General features: G+C 46.1%; 10 protein-coding genes. 7 read left to right on the forward strand and 3 right to left on the reverse strand.

Translation table 11 applies throughout. The annotated features are described in order from the left end of the window. The first annotated feature begins 1 nt into the window (after window position 1). The gene (locus tag MKY01_RS09415) at window positions 2-628 is read left to right on the forward strand and encodes an FMN-dependent NADH-azoreductase (RefSeq protein WP_036610012.1); all 627 of its coding nucleotides are present in this window, start codon (window positions 2-4) and stop codon (window positions 626-628) included. 111 nt (window positions 629-739) lie between these two features. Here the strand turns inward: MKY01_RS09415 and MKY01_RS09420 are convergent, their stop codons facing one another. Next, window positions 740-1,585, reverse strand: coding sequence for a DUF2161 family putative PD-(D/E)XK-type phosphodiesterase (locus MKY01_RS09420; protein ID WP_127544391.1), 846 nt, complete (start codon window positions 1,583-1,585; stop codon window positions 740-742). 361 nt (window positions 1,586-1,946) lie between these two features. Here MKY01_RS09420 and MKY01_RS09425 point away from each other — a divergent pair, with 361 nt between their 5' ends. The 5 genes from MKY01_RS09425 to MKY01_RS09445 all read left to right on the forward strand — a co-directional run bounded on the left by MKY01_RS09425 (window position 1,947) and on the right by MKY01_RS09445 (window position 12,069). Then, window positions 1,947-3,842, forward strand: a complete 1,896-nt coding sequence (locus tag MKY01_RS09425) for a PrkA family serine protein kinase (RefSeq protein WP_036669848.1) — start codon at window positions 1,947-1,949, stop codon at window positions 3,840-3,842. A 243-nt stretch (window positions 3,843-4,085) separates the two neighbouring features. Beyond that, the gene (locus tag MKY01_RS09430) at window positions 4,086-5,093 is read left to right on the forward strand and encodes a globin-coupled sensor protein (RefSeq protein ID WP_036669849.1); all 1,008 of its coding nucleotides are present in this window, start codon (window positions 4,086-4,088) and stop codon (window positions 5,091-5,093) included. Window positions 5,094-5,222: 129 nt separating this feature from the next. Continuing rightward, window positions 5,223-6,227: a LacI family DNA-binding transcriptional regulator gene (locus MKY01_RS09435; RefSeq protein WP_017689571.1), complete on the forward strand. Its 1,005-nt coding sequence runs from the start codon at window positions 5,223-5,225 to the stop codon at window positions 6,225-6,227. 273 nt (window positions 6,228-6,500) lie between these two features. After that, window positions 6,501-9,323: an endo-1,4-beta-xylanase gene (locus tag MKY01_RS09440; RefSeq protein WP_127544385.1), complete on the forward strand. Its 2,823-nt coding sequence runs from the start codon at window positions 6,501-6,503 to the stop codon at window positions 9,321-9,323. Window positions 9,324-9,588: 265 nt separating this feature from the next. Next, window positions 9,589-12,069: an EAL domain-containing protein gene (locus MKY01_RS09445; protein ID WP_127544382.1), complete on the forward strand. Its 2,481-nt coding sequence runs from the start codon at window positions 9,589-9,591 to the stop codon at window positions 12,067-12,069. Window positions 12,070-12,208: 139 nt separating this feature from the next. On the opposite strand, the gene MKY01_RS09450 is transcribed toward MKY01_RS09445, so the two are convergent. Continuing rightward, window positions 12,209-13,645, reverse strand: coding sequence for a SpoVR family protein (locus MKY01_RS09450; RefSeq protein ID WP_127544379.1), 1,437 nt, complete (start codon window positions 13,643-13,645; stop codon window positions 12,209-12,211). Further along, window positions 13,642-14,811, reverse strand: a complete 1,170-nt coding sequence (gene yhbH, locus MKY01_RS09455) for a sporulation protein YhbH (RefSeq protein ID WP_127544377.1) — start codon at window positions 14,809-14,811, stop codon at window positions 13,642-13,644. Before yhbH ends, MKY01_RS09450 begins: the two co-directional genes overlap by 4 nt. A 309-nt stretch (window positions 14,812-15,120) precedes the next feature. Between yhbH and MKY01_RS09460 the strand changes: the two genes are divergently transcribed. Then, a complete protein-coding gene (locus MKY01_RS09460; RefSeq protein ID WP_127544375.1) occupies window positions 15,121-16,455 on the forward strand; it encodes an MFS transporter in 1,335 nt (444 codons plus the stop codon). Window positions 16,456-16,836: the final 381 nt, after the last annotated feature.

Consider the following 16,836-nt stretch of genomic DNA (forward strand, 5'->3'; position numbering starts at 1 on the left):
CATGTCTAATATTTTATTTGTTAAAGCAAATGACCGTCCTGCAGATCAAGCAGTCAGCGTTAAATTGTACGATGCATTCTTGAGCGCATACAAAGAGTCCCACCCAGGTGACACAGTTACTGAGTTGGATCTCTACAATACAGAATTCCCATTCTATGGTAACACTGCTATCACAGGTACTTACAAAGCAGCTAACGGTTTTGAACTGACAGCTGACGAGCAAAAAGCAGCTTCACTTGCAGCACAATTGCAAGATCAATTCCTGGCAGCTGACAAAGTTGTATTTGCATTCCCACTGTGGAACTTCACTGTTCCAGCTCCATTGGTAAACTACATTGCTTACCTGAGCCAAGCTGGTAAAACATTCAAATACACTGCTGAAGGTCCTGTAGGACTTGCTGGCGACAAAAAAGTAGCTTTGCTTAACGCACGTGGTGGCGTTTATTCCGAAGGCCCAATGGCAGCTGCTGAAATGTCCCTGAACTTCCTGAAAACAGTTCTTGGCTTGTGGGGCATTCAAAACCCTGAAGTGGTTATCGTTGAAGGACATAACGCTTCTGCAGATCGTGCTGAAGAAATCGTTACTGCAGGTCTGAAATTGGCTTCCGAAGTAGCAGTAAAATTCTAATAACAATCTTCTATATAGAACACATCAAAACACCTGTAGTCTCCAGTGGAGATTACAGGTGTTTTTTTTGCATTCTCATTTTTCATATCACTTACTTCGAGTGATTCCATATCAGACATGGCCTGTATTTTTTAAGTAAGCTTCTGCTGCTTCAGCAATGTGTGCAAGGTCGTCCTTATTTTCACCAGATACAGAATACGTTACATCGAGTTCATTAATGGTTCGTTCAATCATATCATTATCCTCAAGCATGTGTGCATGCTCGGTTAACGCCTGTACTCCCTTAATCGTCAGAATATACTTTCCACGGGAGAGGCGTTCAAACCAGCCATAATAATTTTTTTGCAGAATTGCTGCGGCAGAACCTACGCCTGTCTGTCTGGCAAGGTTGGCCGGAGAGGCTTCTCCGTTCGTCCGTAGAGCGGATGCGACACGCAAAGCCTTCTCACGATATGCTGTGACCAGCTGTCTTCGTGTGCTGCCTCCCGTATTGTAGTCTCCGCTGCGTTCGTCGAATTCCTTGAGCAATCGTTTCCGCCGAACACCGCTTTTACGGGCAACCTGATTGGGGCCAGTGAGGGGGATCAGGGCGGAGGGCTCGCACAATACATCAATCAGGGGAGCTTTGGTTTTGTAAAATGTGACAGTCAGCAGCCCCAGACCGAGCTGTCTGCATAGTGCGGTCAGTTCGCTCCAGCGTTGGTTCACGGCTCCGCGTTTACTGCGATTGCGCTCGACGGCCAGATACACGAACGGGCTAAGTTTCAAGCGCTGCATGCCCTGCAGCAACAAGGAGAGGTTAAATGTTTTTTTCATCTCCACAATGAGTGGTTCGTCCTGGTCCGATCTGACTCCGACGAGGTCACAATGTCTGACTTCCGCCTTGACGTCGAAGCCACGTTGCTCGAAAAAAGCCTTCACAGGAGAATATAATTCGGTTTCGTATTTCACTGCCATCGTCCGTGCTCCTTTCCAGAAGTGGCCTGTCTCTGACCATGTGTTGTCCGGTTTCCTGAATTTAGAACCCTCATTATATCATATTCGTTCTTTTTTTTCTGAAGGCACAAGATGTCTGATAGAACAGGGAAAAGCCAAAATTCGAAGCGGTTGATTGAAAAAAAGAGGTCAACTTATCCGAATTGCCGCATAGGTATGTAATACACTTTTCACAACAAAACAAGACGTTTGGACAGAGGGTGGCGGGACTACACAGGACCGCAAGATTGGTATTCAAGCAGGAGCCGCAATTCTATTGATTTCTTCATACCATTCGGAATGGTTGACAATCACACTAAAGGAGCCATGGGAGGTACCAAGCATGAATATTTTTGAACGCGTTGCGGAACATCGGGCAGAGAGTGACCGTTTGACATGGAACGGAACATTTGAAGATTATATTGCACTGCTGAGAGAGGACCCGACTCCGGCAATGACGGCTCACGCCAGAGTGTATGAGATGATTGAATCGTTTGGGGTGGAAGAAGTAGGTGGGCATAAGCGGTACAAGTTTTTTGAACAGGAGATCTTTGGGCTGGACCGTTCGATTGAAAAGTTGGTTGAAGAATACTTTCACTCGGCTGCACGCCGTCTGGATGTACGGAAGCGGATCTTGCTCCTGATGGGTCCTGTAAGTGGAGGGAAATCGACGCTGGTGACGCTGCTGAAGCGGGGGCTTGAACAGTTCTCGCGGACAGAGAAAGGTGCCATATACGCCATTGATGGATGCCCGATGCATGAGGAACCGCTGCATTTGATTCCGCTGGAGCTTCGTCCTGAAGTGGAAAAGGAAATTGGAGTCCGTATTGAGGGTAACCTTTGCCCATCCTGCCAGATGAGACTCCGTACCGAATATGGTGGTGATATCAGCAAGGTACCGGTGGAACGGGTCATTGTTTCCGAAGATAATCGCGTGGGAATAGGAACGTTCAGTCCATCCGATCCGAAATCACAGGATATTGCCGATCTGACGGGGAGTATCGACTTCTCCACCATTACGGAGTTTGGTTCCGAATCCGATCCACGTGCCTATCGTTTTGATGGGGAGTTGAACAAGGCGAACCGTGGGTTAATGGAGTTCCAGGAGATGTTGAAATGTGATGAGAAATTCCTATGGAATCTCCTGTCGCTCACGCAGGAAGGAAATTTCAAAGCGGGACGTTTTGCCTTAATCAGTGCGGATGAAATGATTGTGGCGCATACGAATGAATCGGAGTATAAGTCTTTTATCTCCAACAAGAAGAATGAGGCACTGCAATCCCGGATGATTGTCATGCCGATTCCGTACAACTTGAAGGTATCCGAGGAAGAGAAAATCTATGCCAAGCTCATTCAGCAAAGTGACATGAAGCATGTTCATATTGCACCGCATGCACTGCGGACTGCAGCCATTTTTTCCATACTTACCCGCTTGAAGGAAACGAAGAAACAAGGCATGGATCTCGTTAAAAAAATGCGCATGTATGATGGTGAAGAAGTGGAAGGATACAAAGAAGCTGATCTGCGCGAGATGCAAAATGAGTATCTGGATGAAGGGATGTCCGGCATTGATCCACGGTATGTCATTAACCGGATCTCCAGTGCTTTGATTAAGCAAAATCTTCAGTGCATTAACGCGCTGGATATTCTGCGGGCGATCAAGGATGGTCTGGACCAACATGCCTCGATCACGAAGGAAGAGCGGGAGCGTTATCTGAACTTCATTGCTCTTGCACGCAAGGAGTATGATGAACTGGCCAAGAAGGAAGTGCAGAAAGCATTTGTTTACTCATTCGAGGAATCCGCAAGAACGTTATTTGAGAATTACCTCGATAACATTGAAGCATTCTGCAACTGGTCCAAGATGCGTGACCCGCTCACGGATGAAGAAATGGACCCGGATGAGCGTTTGATGCGTTCTATTGAGGAACAGATCGGGATTTCCGAGAATGCAAAGAAAGCGTTCAGAGAAGAGATTCTGATCCGAATCTCGGCATACTCCCGCAAGGAGCGCAAGTTCGAATACAGCAGCCATGACCGTTTGCGTGAAGCGATTGAGAAAAAGTTGTTCACCGATCTGAAAGATATTGTCAAGATCACAACCTCAACCAAAACACCGGATGCAACACAATTGAAACGTATGAATGAAGTCATTAAACGTTTAATTGAGGAACATGGATACACCGCAGCCAGCGCGAATGAACTGTTACGTTATGTGGGTAGTCTGCTTAATCGCTAATCGGCAACGAACCATTCCGGATCAGGCTCCTGATGCCTGTTGTGAGGCTCCTTCACAGCAGGGTCAGGGCCTTTTTAATTACATGAAGGTCATATTAGTCTAAAAAGCTGACAAATAAGGTTAATTTTAAAGAGAATTAGTTCTAATGGTATATGTATATTTAGGTATTTTAGTCTATAATCAATACATATATTTACAATTTAAAGTAATTTAGTGTTTATTAAGGAGCTGACTGAACCAGATATGAGCAGTATTTCCGCAACAAGACAGAAGCAACTTGATTACATGGGATTAACCGCAGGGGATCTAAAACTGCTTGCCGATCATCGGCCTGTTTTTAAAAAAGTCGTTAATGAAGTGGTGGATCATTTCTACAATCATGTGGGGAATTATCCTGAATTGGTAGATCTGATCGCTCGATTCTCTACCATTGATCGTCTAAAAGAAACACAGAAGATGTACTGGTTATCAATGACGGATGGAATCGTGGACGACGCATATATTGAGCAACGGATTGCGATTGGACTTGTGCATTCACGGATTGGTCTGTCTGAAGATTATTATCTGGGTACCTATATGGTCTACCTGGATATTGCAACGAGCATATTCCAACAGGTTATCCCTGATTCCTGGCATCTTGTCATTCAAGCGCTCAGCAAAATGTTTAATCTGGATTCACAGCTTGTCCTGGAAGCCTATGAGAAGAAAGAAAAAGAAAAGTTACATCAGCTTGCCGATGACCAACAACATACATTACAGGCAATTACGCAGATTACCCAAGAGCTTACAGGCATGATTAGTGAATTAAATGAAAGTGCAATGGCTATATCGAATGTTGCCAAAGAAACAGCGGCTTCTCAGGATCAGGCTCAGGTTATGCTTACCGAATTAACAGGAGAGATCCAGCAGATCGGAAAAATGGGTGAACTCATTCGCGAGATATCGGATCAGAGTCATCTTGTCGGCCTGAATGCAGCGATTGAAGCTGCTCATGCAGGAGAGTTTGGACGTGGCTTCGAAGTAGTTGCCAGTGAGGTGCGCAAGCTTGCAGCCAGTTCCCGGGATGCACAGGGTAAGATTCAGTCTAATCTGGAGAAGATCATGAAGAAACTGAGCAGTGTGCAGCAGGAGTCGGATCATACGTCTCGCGGAGCACGTAGCCAAGCTTCACGCTCGGCTGAACTCGCTGTATTTGCAACAACAATGGAGAAACTGTCTCTGGATTTGAAGAATCTGGAACAGCAGGAATAGAGCTTAAAAGCATTAGGAACCTTCCATACCGTTTCAGGCTGTTTTAAGCTATAATGGGTAGACAAACCTGCCGATGTTATAGAAAATGCAGCCGGAGACAGGGGATTCGAAAGAGGTTGAGGTGATCAGATGGCTTCTATCCATGATGTAGCCAAGGAAGCGGGAGTATCTGTTGCAACCGTTTCCAAAGTGATAAACGATTATCCTGATGTAAGTGAAAAAACACGCAAAAAAGTCAATATAGCCATCGAATTATTGAAATATCAACCCAATGTGGTCGCACGTGGACTTGTCAAACGCCGTTCATGGACGGTGGGAGTACTGTTAACAGTTCCGTTTACGAACCCTTTTGTGTCGGAGTTGCTGGAAGGGATCAAGACAGCGCTGGAGAACAGTGGATATGACCTGGTCCGGTTGTCTACTCGATTCGATGATCCGGCGTACTCGTTCATCAAACATTGCCGCAGTCGTAATGTGGATGGCGTAGTGGTATTCGGAGAAGGCAGAGAAAACGCGAGTATTCAGGAACTGGTGGATGCAGAGATTCCAACGATGTTTGTTGATACGGACATGTTGGGCAAACGTGCCGGTTACATTACTACGGATAACGCGAACGGGATCTCGATGGGTGTCAAACATCTGCATGAGCTTGGGCACCGCAAAATTGCCTATATCTCAGGGACACTTGGACCTGCTGTAGCCAATCTGCGATTGGAAGGATATCGGGAAGGGCTGCGAGAATGCGGCATCCCGTATTCTACGGTATATCTGGAGATCTGCGATTATTCCTTCGACGGGGGAAGCAAGGCTGCCCGACGATTGCTGGCACTTCAGGATCAACCAACGGGAATTGTCTGTGCATCAGACATGTCTGCCTTTGGTGCGATTCATGAAATTGAAAAGCATGGACTGAGTGTACCAGAAGATATCTCGGTTGTCGGGTTCGATAACACGTATTATGCTGAGGTATTCAAACCGGGGTTGACCACGGTGAATCAGAATATCTATTCCATTGGCATTAAGTCCATCGAATATCTGATTGCCATGATTGAGAATCCATCTTATTCTCCCCCTGTGGTGACGGAACCTTCCAATCTGGTCATCCGTCAGACGACAGCACCTTTAAAAGCTTAAAAACGTAAATAGTAAAGATGTTTACACGAAGCACAGCTAATAAGCTGTGCTTTTTGTCGTCCTTTATCTCATTTGGAAACATATGGATTAGGGAGTGGTACAAGTCCTATAGTTTAACGGGTAAACAAAGTTTACTGGCAATCGTATAATGAAAGTGCTTACAATTTTCTGTCCATTTGCATCTATCCATCCTGTATAACGATCTTGTAAAGGGCTGGCACATGGCAGAGCAAAGGTTATTCTTCACAAACAACGAACCAAGGAGGAGATCGGATGCATTTGAGAAAATGGTGGAGCTTGTGCTTGTCGGCTGTATTGATCTTCAGTTTGTTCCCAAGTGTGGGAACCGGAGGGGCACGTGCTTCGGCAGCGGACGTTAAGACTGGCGATGATGAAGTACTGTTCAAGGCTGATTTTGAAGATGGTGTGTTGGGACAATGGCGTCCACGTGCAAGTGAAAAGCTTGATATCGTAACGCAAGTAGGTCATGACAGTACACGCAGCCTGAGAACCTCTTCACGTACCGAAACGTTCCATGGACCCTTAGTTGAAGTGCTGGATCATGTACAGAAGGGTAGCACAGTTCATATTTCATTTTGGGCCATGTACGATGAAGGGCCGGACAGTCAGGTCCTTAACGGTGCACTCGAGAAAGAATACAATAAGGACGCTTCGAGTCTTGAATATGCTACCTTTGCCTCCGCTACCTTGAACAAAGGACAGTGGAAAAAAGTCGAGGCCGATGTGGTGATTCCCGAAGAAAATAGTGGCATCACCGGATTCCGCATGTATGTGGAGACACCATGGAAGACGTCAGAGGAAGTGACGCCGGCAGATACGATTTCATTTTACGTGGATGATGTTCTGATTACGGCTGCTCAGAAAATTGAAATTGAGAAGGATATTCCGAATCTGGTCGATATCGTGGGACAAAATTACGCAATGGGAGCTGCCATCAACCAGTCTGCACTAGACGCGGAAAACCAGCATTCCCAGTTGTTGACGAAACACTTTAATAGTATTACAGCGGACAATTTTATGAAAATGGATGCGATGCAGCCCAAGGAAGGAGAGTTTGTCTGGTCAGAGACAGATCGCCTGGTGAAGTTTGCCGAAGCAAATGACATGGAAATCAGAGGTCATACGCTGTTATGGCATAGTCAGGTGCCGAATTGGTTCTTTACAGATCCGAATGATGCATCGAAACCTGCCACGCGGGAACAGTTGCTTGCACGGATGAAAACCCATATTCAAACCATCGTGACCCGGTACAAAGGAAAGGTTCATACATGGGATGTCGTCAATGAAGTCATCTCAGACGGAGGCGGCTTGCGGAATGAGGCCAGTAATTCCAAGTGGAGAGATATTATTGGGGATGTAGATGGCGACGGAGATGACAGTGATTACATTGAGCTGGCTTTCCGTTATGCACGTGAGGCTGACCCCGATGCTGTACTGGTGATTAATGACTATGGAATGGAGGGCAATGGAAACAAGGTGAATGATATGGTGAAGCTTGTAGAGAAGCTGCTTGCCAAAGGAACACCGATTGATGCGGTTGGATTCCAGATGCATGTATCCATGTACGGACCGGATGTAAAGCTCATTCGTGAGGCTTTTGAGAAAGTGATCGCTCTTGGTGTAAATGTACAGGTTACAGAGCTGGACGTTTCGATCTATTCAAGTAATTCCGAGTTGGAGATGCCTGTAACAGATGAATTAATGCTGCAACAAGCCTATCGTTATCGTGAGCTATTCGACCTGTTCGACGAATTGGGAAAACGCGGCGTAATGGACAGTGTTACAGTATGGGGACTTGCGGATGATGGTACATGGCTTGACAATCATCCAGTCAAAGGACGCAAAGATGCACCATTGTTATTTGATCGTAAATTAAAAGCAAAGCCGGCATTTTGGGCACTGGTGGACCCTACGACTCTTCCGATCTATCGCAATGAATGGACAGCATTGAAGGCCAGCCCTTCTTTCCCGAATCACAAAGGACAGGAAGATATTCTTTGGGGTGCTGTGAAAGGACTCGAAATTAATCATCTGGCAGATGGTACATCTGCGGTTACGGGTGAGGCTCGTATGATGTGGGATGCCAAAAAGGTCAATTTACGAGTGGAAGTGAAGGATACCACACGTCGCAAAGGGGATCAGGTGCAGGTTTTCCTCGCGGAAGAAGTCAAGGGGACAGGCGCTGCAACTTCTGAAGCTGATCTGTCTGCCAAGAAGAAAAATCCGCCGTCTGCAAATGGTCAATATACATTTAAACGGGATGGCGGTAAAGGCAAAGATAAAAATACTTACAACGTACAGGAGACAAAAACCGGGTATGTTGTATACGCATCACTGCCTATGTCAGCTGCTTTACTTACCGAAGGCCAGGTCTTGTCTCTGGATTTTCGGATTACGGATGAATATGCTGCTGGAAAGACAGCGACCATTGTTTGGAATGATATTTCCAATCAACAGCCGGACAAACCAGCCAACCGGGGCAAACTGAAGCTCGGTTCTGTTTTGAAACAAACCAAGGTCACTTATGGCAAACCTGTCATTGATGCAAAAAAGGATAACGTCTGGAAAAAGGCTGCATCTGTTAAAACGGATGTCTGGGTAGTCGGAAACGCCGGTGCAACGGCGACTGCACAGCTGTTATGGGATGAGAAATACCTGTACGTATTGGCAGATGTGAAAGATCCTTTGCGAAGCAAATTAAGTTCTAATGCACATGAGCAGGATTCAATCGAGATTTTTATCGACCCGAGCAAAGATCAGACAACATTCTATCAGGAGGATGACGCCCAGTACCGGGTCAATTTTGATAATGAGGCTTCTTTTGGTGGAAATGCACGGAAAGAAAGTTTCAAATCAGCTACTCGATTAACAAGCGGAGGGTATACAGTTGAAGTGGCAATCCCACTAGACAGCGTTCGTGCTGAAGGGCAAAGATGGATTGGGTTTGACCTTCAAGTTAATGATGATGGCGCTGGGGATGGCAAGCGAAGCAGTGTGTCCATCTGGAGTGATTCATCAGGTAATTCTTATCAAGATACTTCCGGCTTTGGCAGTCTGTTACTGACTCGTAAATAGAATATTTAGTTGTGAATTAGAATATAAGAATGTTAGCTATTCAACATTGTATATCTGGAAATAAGTGTTGATTTTAAAGGCTGGGACGTTTAGACTATATACATTCATATAAACGGGTTCCAATGTATGACAACGGCTTCAACTAAGTCTGTTGTCACGAGTCAAATGATGCGGAGGGAGTGCCTGTCATCCAGACAGCGCACTCGCTTCTTTTTTACATTTTTGCATACATACAAGGCATTTCCCGGTTGAAAGGACAGAGTGAGTGGAGCACCTACATGGCACGTACAACTTAGAACTTGTTATTTTATCCTATATTATTGCATCGTTAGCTTCATACGCTGCCCTTGACCTTGCAGGCCGTGTAAGTCAGGCTAACGGGATGGCGCGGAATGTATGGCTTACCTGCGGTGCAGTATCGATGGGGCTGGGAATCTGGTCCATGCATTTCGTAGGTATGCTAGCTTTTGTTCTGCCTACGCAAATCTCCTATTCCACCGGTAAGGTTGTTTTATCTGTTCTACTTGCTATTGTCGCATCGGGGGTGGCCTTGAACATTGCGGGTAGACAATCGGGCAGGATAAGTAAACTCATGATTGCTGGAGTACTGATGACGGCAGGGATCAGCTCGATGCATTATGTGGGAATGGCAGCGATGTCAATTCCGGTTACGTATGAACCAGGCAGAGTGGTGTTATCTATTCTGATTGCAGCGCTTGCTTCATTTGCGGCATTGTGGCTCATGTTTTTCTTCCGTTATCATCAATCAAGACATACTTGGGTTTACAAGATGGGCAGCGGTCTCATTATGGGTATTGGAATCTCTGGCATGCATTATACCGGGATGTCAGCGGCACATTTCCATCATTCACATGGCTCGATGGTAAGTTCAGGTATGCAGATTGAGCCAGGTATTCTCGCCTACTTGATCGCATCGGGCACATTTATTGCTTTGGGCTTGACGTTGTTTGGCATATTTATCAATCAGCGAATGTCACAGAAAGATCGACGGATTCATGAGAATGAGCAATGGTATCAGGCCCTGTATCATAACCATTCGGATGCTATTATTTCAGTGAACAAGGAAGGTATTGTTAAAGGGATTAATGCTGCTGTAACAACAATCACTGGATATCCTGAAAAAGAGGTCATGGATCGTTCCATTGATGAGATCGCTCAGCAAATCGATATAGAGTGGATAAGTGAATTTGATTCCATCGATTGGGATGATCATGGGCTGGAGCAGGCGCACTACATGGCCAAAATGAGAGATGTGCAGGGTGAACTTCTGGACCTTAGTATTGTTGTAGTTCCTGTTGTCATTGATGGCAGACATGTGGGAAGTCACATTTTGATCAAAGACGTAACGGAGGAGAAACAGGCTCAGGAGAAGATTCGTCACCAAGCTTTGCATGATCCGTTGACGGGGCTGCCCAATCGGCGCAAGTTGGATGATGTGCTGGCTTGTACGATTAACGATTCAGCAGAAAAAGGGAACTCTTTTGCCGTTATGGTGATGGATATAGATCGTTTCAAGATGATTAATGACTCGCTGGGACATTCCATTGGAGATGTATTTCTAAGAGAAGTGAGCAACCGGATCATGAAAGCCATAGAAGCTTCTGATCCCTTGGCTATGGAGAATGTCATGCTGGCCCGGATGGGCGGGGACGAGTTCACACTCGTTGTGACCCAGGGTCAAGCGACAGAAGTAAGAGTGGCAGAACTTGCAAAACAGATTGTTGAAGCCATTCAGTTACCTTATCGACTGAAGGAGAATGACTTTTACGTAACCGCCAGCATTGGAATTGCGATGTATCCAGATCATGGAGTGGGTGTGGATGCTTTGCTGAAACATGCGGACTCCGCCATGTATGAAGTGAAGAAAAACGGCAAAAATGGTTTCCAATTCTACACTGCCCAACTGGATTCGGAACTATATGAACGCATTGAGCTGGAGGGTTATCTTCGTAAAGCGTTGGAACGTGATGAGATGGTCCTGTACTATCAACCACAGATTCGTACCGAGGATAGCCGCATGATTGGTGTGGAGGCTCTTATACGTTGGAACCATCCACTCAAAGGTCTGCTCGCACCCAATGTGTTTATCCCGCTTGCAGAAGAGACAGGCATGATCTATGAGATTGGCAATTGGACGCTGCGGGAAGCATGCAGGCAGATGAAACTCTGGCATGCCAGTGGCGGGCCACTCATTCCGGTATCGGTTAACTTGTCCAGCCAGCAGTTCCACCAATCCAACTTGGTAGAACAGGTCATGAATGCACTCTTGGAGACAGGGCTGGATGCTCGATATCTGGAGTTGGAAATAACAGAGAGCATGATGATGGATGCAGCCGTATCCACGGCGATTCTTAATGAACTGACAGCACTGGGTGTCAAGATCAGCCTGGATGATTTCGGTACGGGATACAGCTCACTCAGTTATCTGAAGCATTTCCCGATTCACAAGCTCAAGATTGATCGTTCGTTTGTGACGGACATTACAGAGAGTCACAGCGATCAAGCCATTGTGGCGACCATTATATCGATGGCACAGAATCTCAAGATGGAAGTGATTGCGGAAGGCATTGAGACGAAAGGCCAACTGGATATTCTGATGCAGAATGACTGCCGGGAAATTCAGGGATATTATTTCAGTCGCCCACTGCCGGCAAGTGAAGTGGAGCATGATTTTTTTGTGCCGCTGCGATTACAGGGTAATGGTACACCACCGGCACCATCCTAATTTTATGTATGCCAAGCGGCAAGTCCCCGTTTATGTCGGGAACTTGCCGCTTTTTTATGTCTTATCTTTTATTAATCATTAAACTCACCCATGATAAGAGCATTTATATTTTCGTTTCCTATAATGATAATCGAAAACCTTACATAAACTTGCGGTGGTGTTTCTTGCCATCATACGTAAACCAGATCGGTTTATCCTCGACACGTGTCTCGACATGTACGGTACGTCCCCAGAGGCGATACAGATAAGGTAGAGTGCGTTCCATATATTTCAGATCCAGCTCAATGCCCTCATATTGATGCTTGAGCACGAGTTCCCCTGTCCGCAGATAATCAGCATCTTGCACGACCAAGTATGGGGAGCCCCCGTTGACACGTGAAAATACGAGCTGATCCCGTATGTTCTCCCAGGACTTGTCGGTGATTTTCCAGTCCGGTCCTTTTTTCTCAAATACGTAGAGGTCCAGATCCTCGGTTAATTGCTTGGTCATGTAATTGCGGATAAAGGAGGTATCGGAATCGAATTCACGCACCTCGAACATTTTGGCACGACCTTGGCCCGGTTTGCGGCCCCAACGTTCCTGTTCTTCACAGGTTGGGTTATCCCAGCGCCGTTCAATATCCTCGAAAATCTTCAGTCCCAAATAATACGGATTCAGACTTTGTTTGGATGGCTGCACCACGGAGGAGTTGAGTTTGGCAAATTCGATCGTATCCTCACTGTTCAGATCGAGCTCACGGATAATGCGTTGATGCCAGTAGGATGCCCAGCCTTCGTTCATGATTTTGGTTTCCATCTGTGGCCAGAAATATAACATCTCCTCACGCATCATACTCATGATATCCCGTTGCCAGTCGGTCAACACTTCGGAGAATTCCTGAATAAACCACATGACATCCTTCTCCGGTTCAGGCGGAAAATGATGAACCTGAATACCTTCAGCGGGTGCTTCTTCGGTCTGCACGTCATCAAGTGACCACAGATCATCATAGCGGCCTTCCGGCCGTGTTTTTTTCTCACCGCGCTGCTCCCGCATTTTCATCTCCATGTAGCGTTGTTTGTCCAAATGGCGGGGTTTAATCAGCTGTGGGTCCACATGTTCCTGAATTGCGATCACGGCATCGATAAATGCTTCAACCGCTTCCGTTCCGTATTCCATCTCATAATTGCTGATCCGATCCGCCGTAGCGGCCATGCTTTCGACCATATTACGGTTGGATTTAGAGAAGCGGGCATTGTTTTTGAAAAAATCGCAGTGTGCCAATACGTGGGCTACGATCAATTTGTTCTGAATCAGGGAATTTCCATCCAGCAAGAAGGCATAACAAGGGTTGGAGTTGATGACAAGCTCATAAATTTTGCTGAGTCCAAAATCGTATTGCATTTTCATCTTATGAAATGTTTTGCCAAAGCTCCAGTGGCTGAATCTGGTCGGCATGCCGTAGGCTCCAAATGTATAAATAATATCCGATGGGCAAATTTCGTACCGCATGGGGTAATAGTCCAGACCAAAACCATTGGCAATCTCCATAATCTCGGCAATAGCGTATTCTAGGTCGCGGATCTCATCTGTCATCTAACGCTGCCTCCTTCCCTTTTCTGGAAAAAGCTGCGCAAAGCTTTGTACACTTCGCCTTTTTCTTTGATCACATAATACATGAACTGATCCATCTTGATATGACGATAAGCCGACATCAGTGTGCTGCTGCGGTTGTACTGATTCACTTCGCCGTATCCAAACATATTGCTACGCTTCATTAACTCACCGATCAGCTTCACACACCGTTCGTTATCCGAGGTCAGATTATCCCCGTCAGAGAAGTGGAAAGGGTAGATGTTGTAGCTGGAAGGTGGATACCTACTGTCAATAATATCCAGCGCCTTCATATATACAGAGGAGCAGATGGTGCCTCCGCTCTCGCCGCGGGTAAAGAACTCTTCTTCGGTTACTTCCTTGGCTTCCGTATGATGGGCGAGGAAAACAATCTCAACTTTCTCATACTGACGGCGTAGAAAACGGGTCATCCAGAAGAAAAAGCTGCGCGCGCAGTATTTCTCAAACGAACCCATGGACCCAGATGTATCCATCATGGCAATAATAACGGCATTGGATTGTGGAATGATTTTGTCTTCCCATGTCTTGTAGCGCAGGTCATCCGGACTGATGTGATGGATGCCTGGCGTACCAGTCGTTGCATTGCGACGCAGATTCTCCAGAATGGTACGTTTCTTGTCAATATTGGACTGCATGCCTTTTTTGCGAATATCGTTGAAAACTACCGTATGTGTCTCAATCAGGTCTTTATCTTTCTGCTTCAGATCGGGTAATGCCAGCTCAGCGAAGAGCATATCTTCCAATTCCTCAATACTAACTTCGGCTTCCACAATATCATGACCAGGCTGATCACCAGCTTTTTCGCCTTTGCCGGGTTTCTGCGAAGCAGAGGGATCACGACCGATGACGTCTCCGACCTGACTGTCACCGTCTCCTTGACCGACATGTTTTTGCTTCTGGTAGTTATACACAAAACGGTACTCATCCAGACTGCGGATTGGTACCTTGATGATTTGTTTTCCATCAGACATGATGATGTTTTCTTCCGTAATCAGATCAGGCAGATTCTGCTTGATGACATCTTTCACCTTTTGCTGATGGCGCTGTTGGTCCTGGTACCCTTTGCGGTGAAGCGACCAATCTTCCTTCGACACAACGAACGAGTAAGGCTGGTGTGAATTTGACATGTAGGCACCCCCCATTGATTACGCGGCACAGTTTGGCCTGTCGGTAATTAAGTATATTCACGGGCGAGGACGATATGTGATGAGAGTGGATATAAAATGATACAATTACGCAAGTTCACCTCAGAGGTAAGGTGAGTCGTAAGAACAGAACTGCACCATTTTTTACAGAAATAGTGAACAAGTGTGATATCCTTCCTTTACAATAGGAGAAAGACATCGATCTGGCATCTAATAGAGGTTGTTCAAAAAGTCCACTTAGACTTGTTGAACTCGCACTAATATAGAGATGCATGTAAAGGAAGGATTTATGTGAATAAAAAGGCGATCAAGGCTTGGATTATGTATGATTGGGCCAACTCGGCTTATGCAACAACTGTGCTGGCCGCAGTACTGCCTGTATTCTATGCATCGGTGGCTGCAGCAACGCTGGATACGGATACCGCCGCCTCCTACCTGGCCTATACACACTCCATTGGCATGTTGTGCGTAGCTCTGCTAACACCGTTACTAGGCACGCTAGCTGATTTGTCAGGACGGAAGGGCGACTTCCTGCGTGTATTTGCAATTATAGGCGTCCTTGCTACATTGGGATTCAGCGCAATCGGTGAAGGGGACTGGTTCCTTGCTTCCGCGTTGCTGGTCATATCTACAATCGGTTTTGCGGGTGGTAACACCTTTTACGATGCAATGCTGCCGGATCTGGTACCCGTGGAACGAAGGGACATGATATCCTCCAAAGGTTATGCCTATGGTTATATTGGAGGAGGCTTGTTGCTTGCAGTGAACCTGCTGATGATTCAGCAACCGGGCTGGTTCGGGATGAGCAGTACACTGGCAGGCACAAGACTTGCTTTCATCACCGTCTCGTTGTGGTGGTTACTGTTCTCGATACCGATCTTCCGCCATGCTCCGAGACGGCCTGCATCACCGGATTTGCCCGGAACGTGGACAGGGTACGTTGCGGTGGGCGTGCGCAGAATGCGGCAAACCTTTCGTCAGATGCGGCGTTTTCCCCAGTTAATCCGCATGTTGGTGGCTTTCTGGTTTTTTAATGACGGCATTAATACCATCATTCTAATGGCTACGATCTATGGGACAAGTATAGGCATAGGCACAGCTGACCTGATGCTCGCGCTACTGTTAACCCAGTTCATCGGGTTCCCGTGTACATTGTTACTGGGAGCATGGGCACAGCGTTGGGGAGCAAAGCAGGTATTAATCGTTAGCTTATCGGTCTACATATGTATTGTGATTCTCGGTTATTTCATGACACAAGCGATCCACTTCTATGTGCTCGCCGGGCTGGTTGGTGTCGTGCAGGGTGTGAGTCAATCCACAGCGCGTTCCCTGTTTAGCAATCTGATGCCAGCAGGCAGAACAGGAGAGTATTTTGGTTTTGTGAATATTGCAGGCAAATTCTCTTCGATCTTTGGTCCATTTGTTTTTGGTTATGTTGGGCAGATCACGGGTTCAACACGTTGGGGTATTCTGTCGCTCATCTTCTTTTTCGTCGCGGGCATTGCTGTATTGTTAACCGTGAAGGTACAGAAGGGGTTGCAGGATGCTACACGGGCAGATCAGGAAGAAGAGCGAAATGGGAGCGTTGGAGCTACTGGGAAAAGTTCAGATGTAAGATTTACCTGATGGTTGTTCACCCGTTTTCATATTAAGTTTCTCAACGGATTACGTATGGCTTCAGGCATTGTTCCTCACAGAACATGTCTGGAGCTTATTCGCGTTTGTGCAATCAGAACATAATTGATCCATAAATAAGTGCTTAAATGACAGACAGCAGAATACAGTGAAAGAGTATCAATTTATGAAAAGGTGAAAATAAAAGATTGACATGATACATTTTGTATCATAGAGTAAAACTATAAATACATATTGTATCTGAGAGTTGTCGAATGTAATCATGTGTTTTGCTTCATTCCCGGGTGAACTTCCGACGGAATATTGCAAAATGCTGACCTATAGCGTGCATATTACTCGTTTTGCCAAACACAAAGGTAGAGTCTGGTCTAT

The sequence above is a fragment of the Paenibacillus sp. FSL R5-0486 genome, from assembly GCF_037975155.1.
Lineage (GTDB): Bacteria > Bacillota > Bacilli > Paenibacillales > Paenibacillaceae > Paenibacillus > Paenibacillus amylolyticus.

What these genes read in the sequence shown, in the direction of transcription:
- MKY01_RS09415 (WP_036610012.1), top strand. Translation starts at nt 2, where the DNA reads ATGTCTAATATTTTATTTGTTAAAGCAAATGACCGTCCTGCAGATCAA.
- MKY01_RS09420 (WP_127544391.1), bottom strand. Translation starts at nt 1,585, where the DNA reads ATGGCAGTGAAATACGAAACCGAATTATATTCTCCTGTGAAGGCTTTT.
- MKY01_RS09425 (WP_036669848.1), top strand. Translation starts at nt 1,947, where the DNA reads ATGAATATTTTTGAACGCGTTGCGGAACATCGGGCAGAGAGTGACCGT.
- MKY01_RS09430 (WP_036669849.1), top strand. Translation starts at nt 4,086, where the DNA reads ATGAGCAGTATTTCCGCAACAAGACAGAAGCAACTTGATTACATGGGA.
- MKY01_RS09435 (WP_017689571.1), top strand. Translation starts at nt 5,223, where the DNA reads ATGGCTTCTATCCATGATGTAGCCAAGGAAGCGGGAGTATCTGTTGCA.
- MKY01_RS09440 (WP_127544385.1), top strand. Translation starts at nt 6,501, where the DNA reads ATGCATTTGAGAAAATGGTGGAGCTTGTGCTTGTCGGCTGTATTGATC.
- MKY01_RS09450 (WP_127544379.1), bottom strand. Translation starts at nt 13,645, where the DNA reads ATGACAGATGAGATCCGCGACCTAGAATACGCTATTGCCGAGATTATG.
- yhbH (WP_127544377.1), bottom strand. Translation starts at nt 14,811, where the DNA reads ATGTCAAATTCACACCAGCCTTACTCGTTCGTTGTGTCGAAGGAAGAT.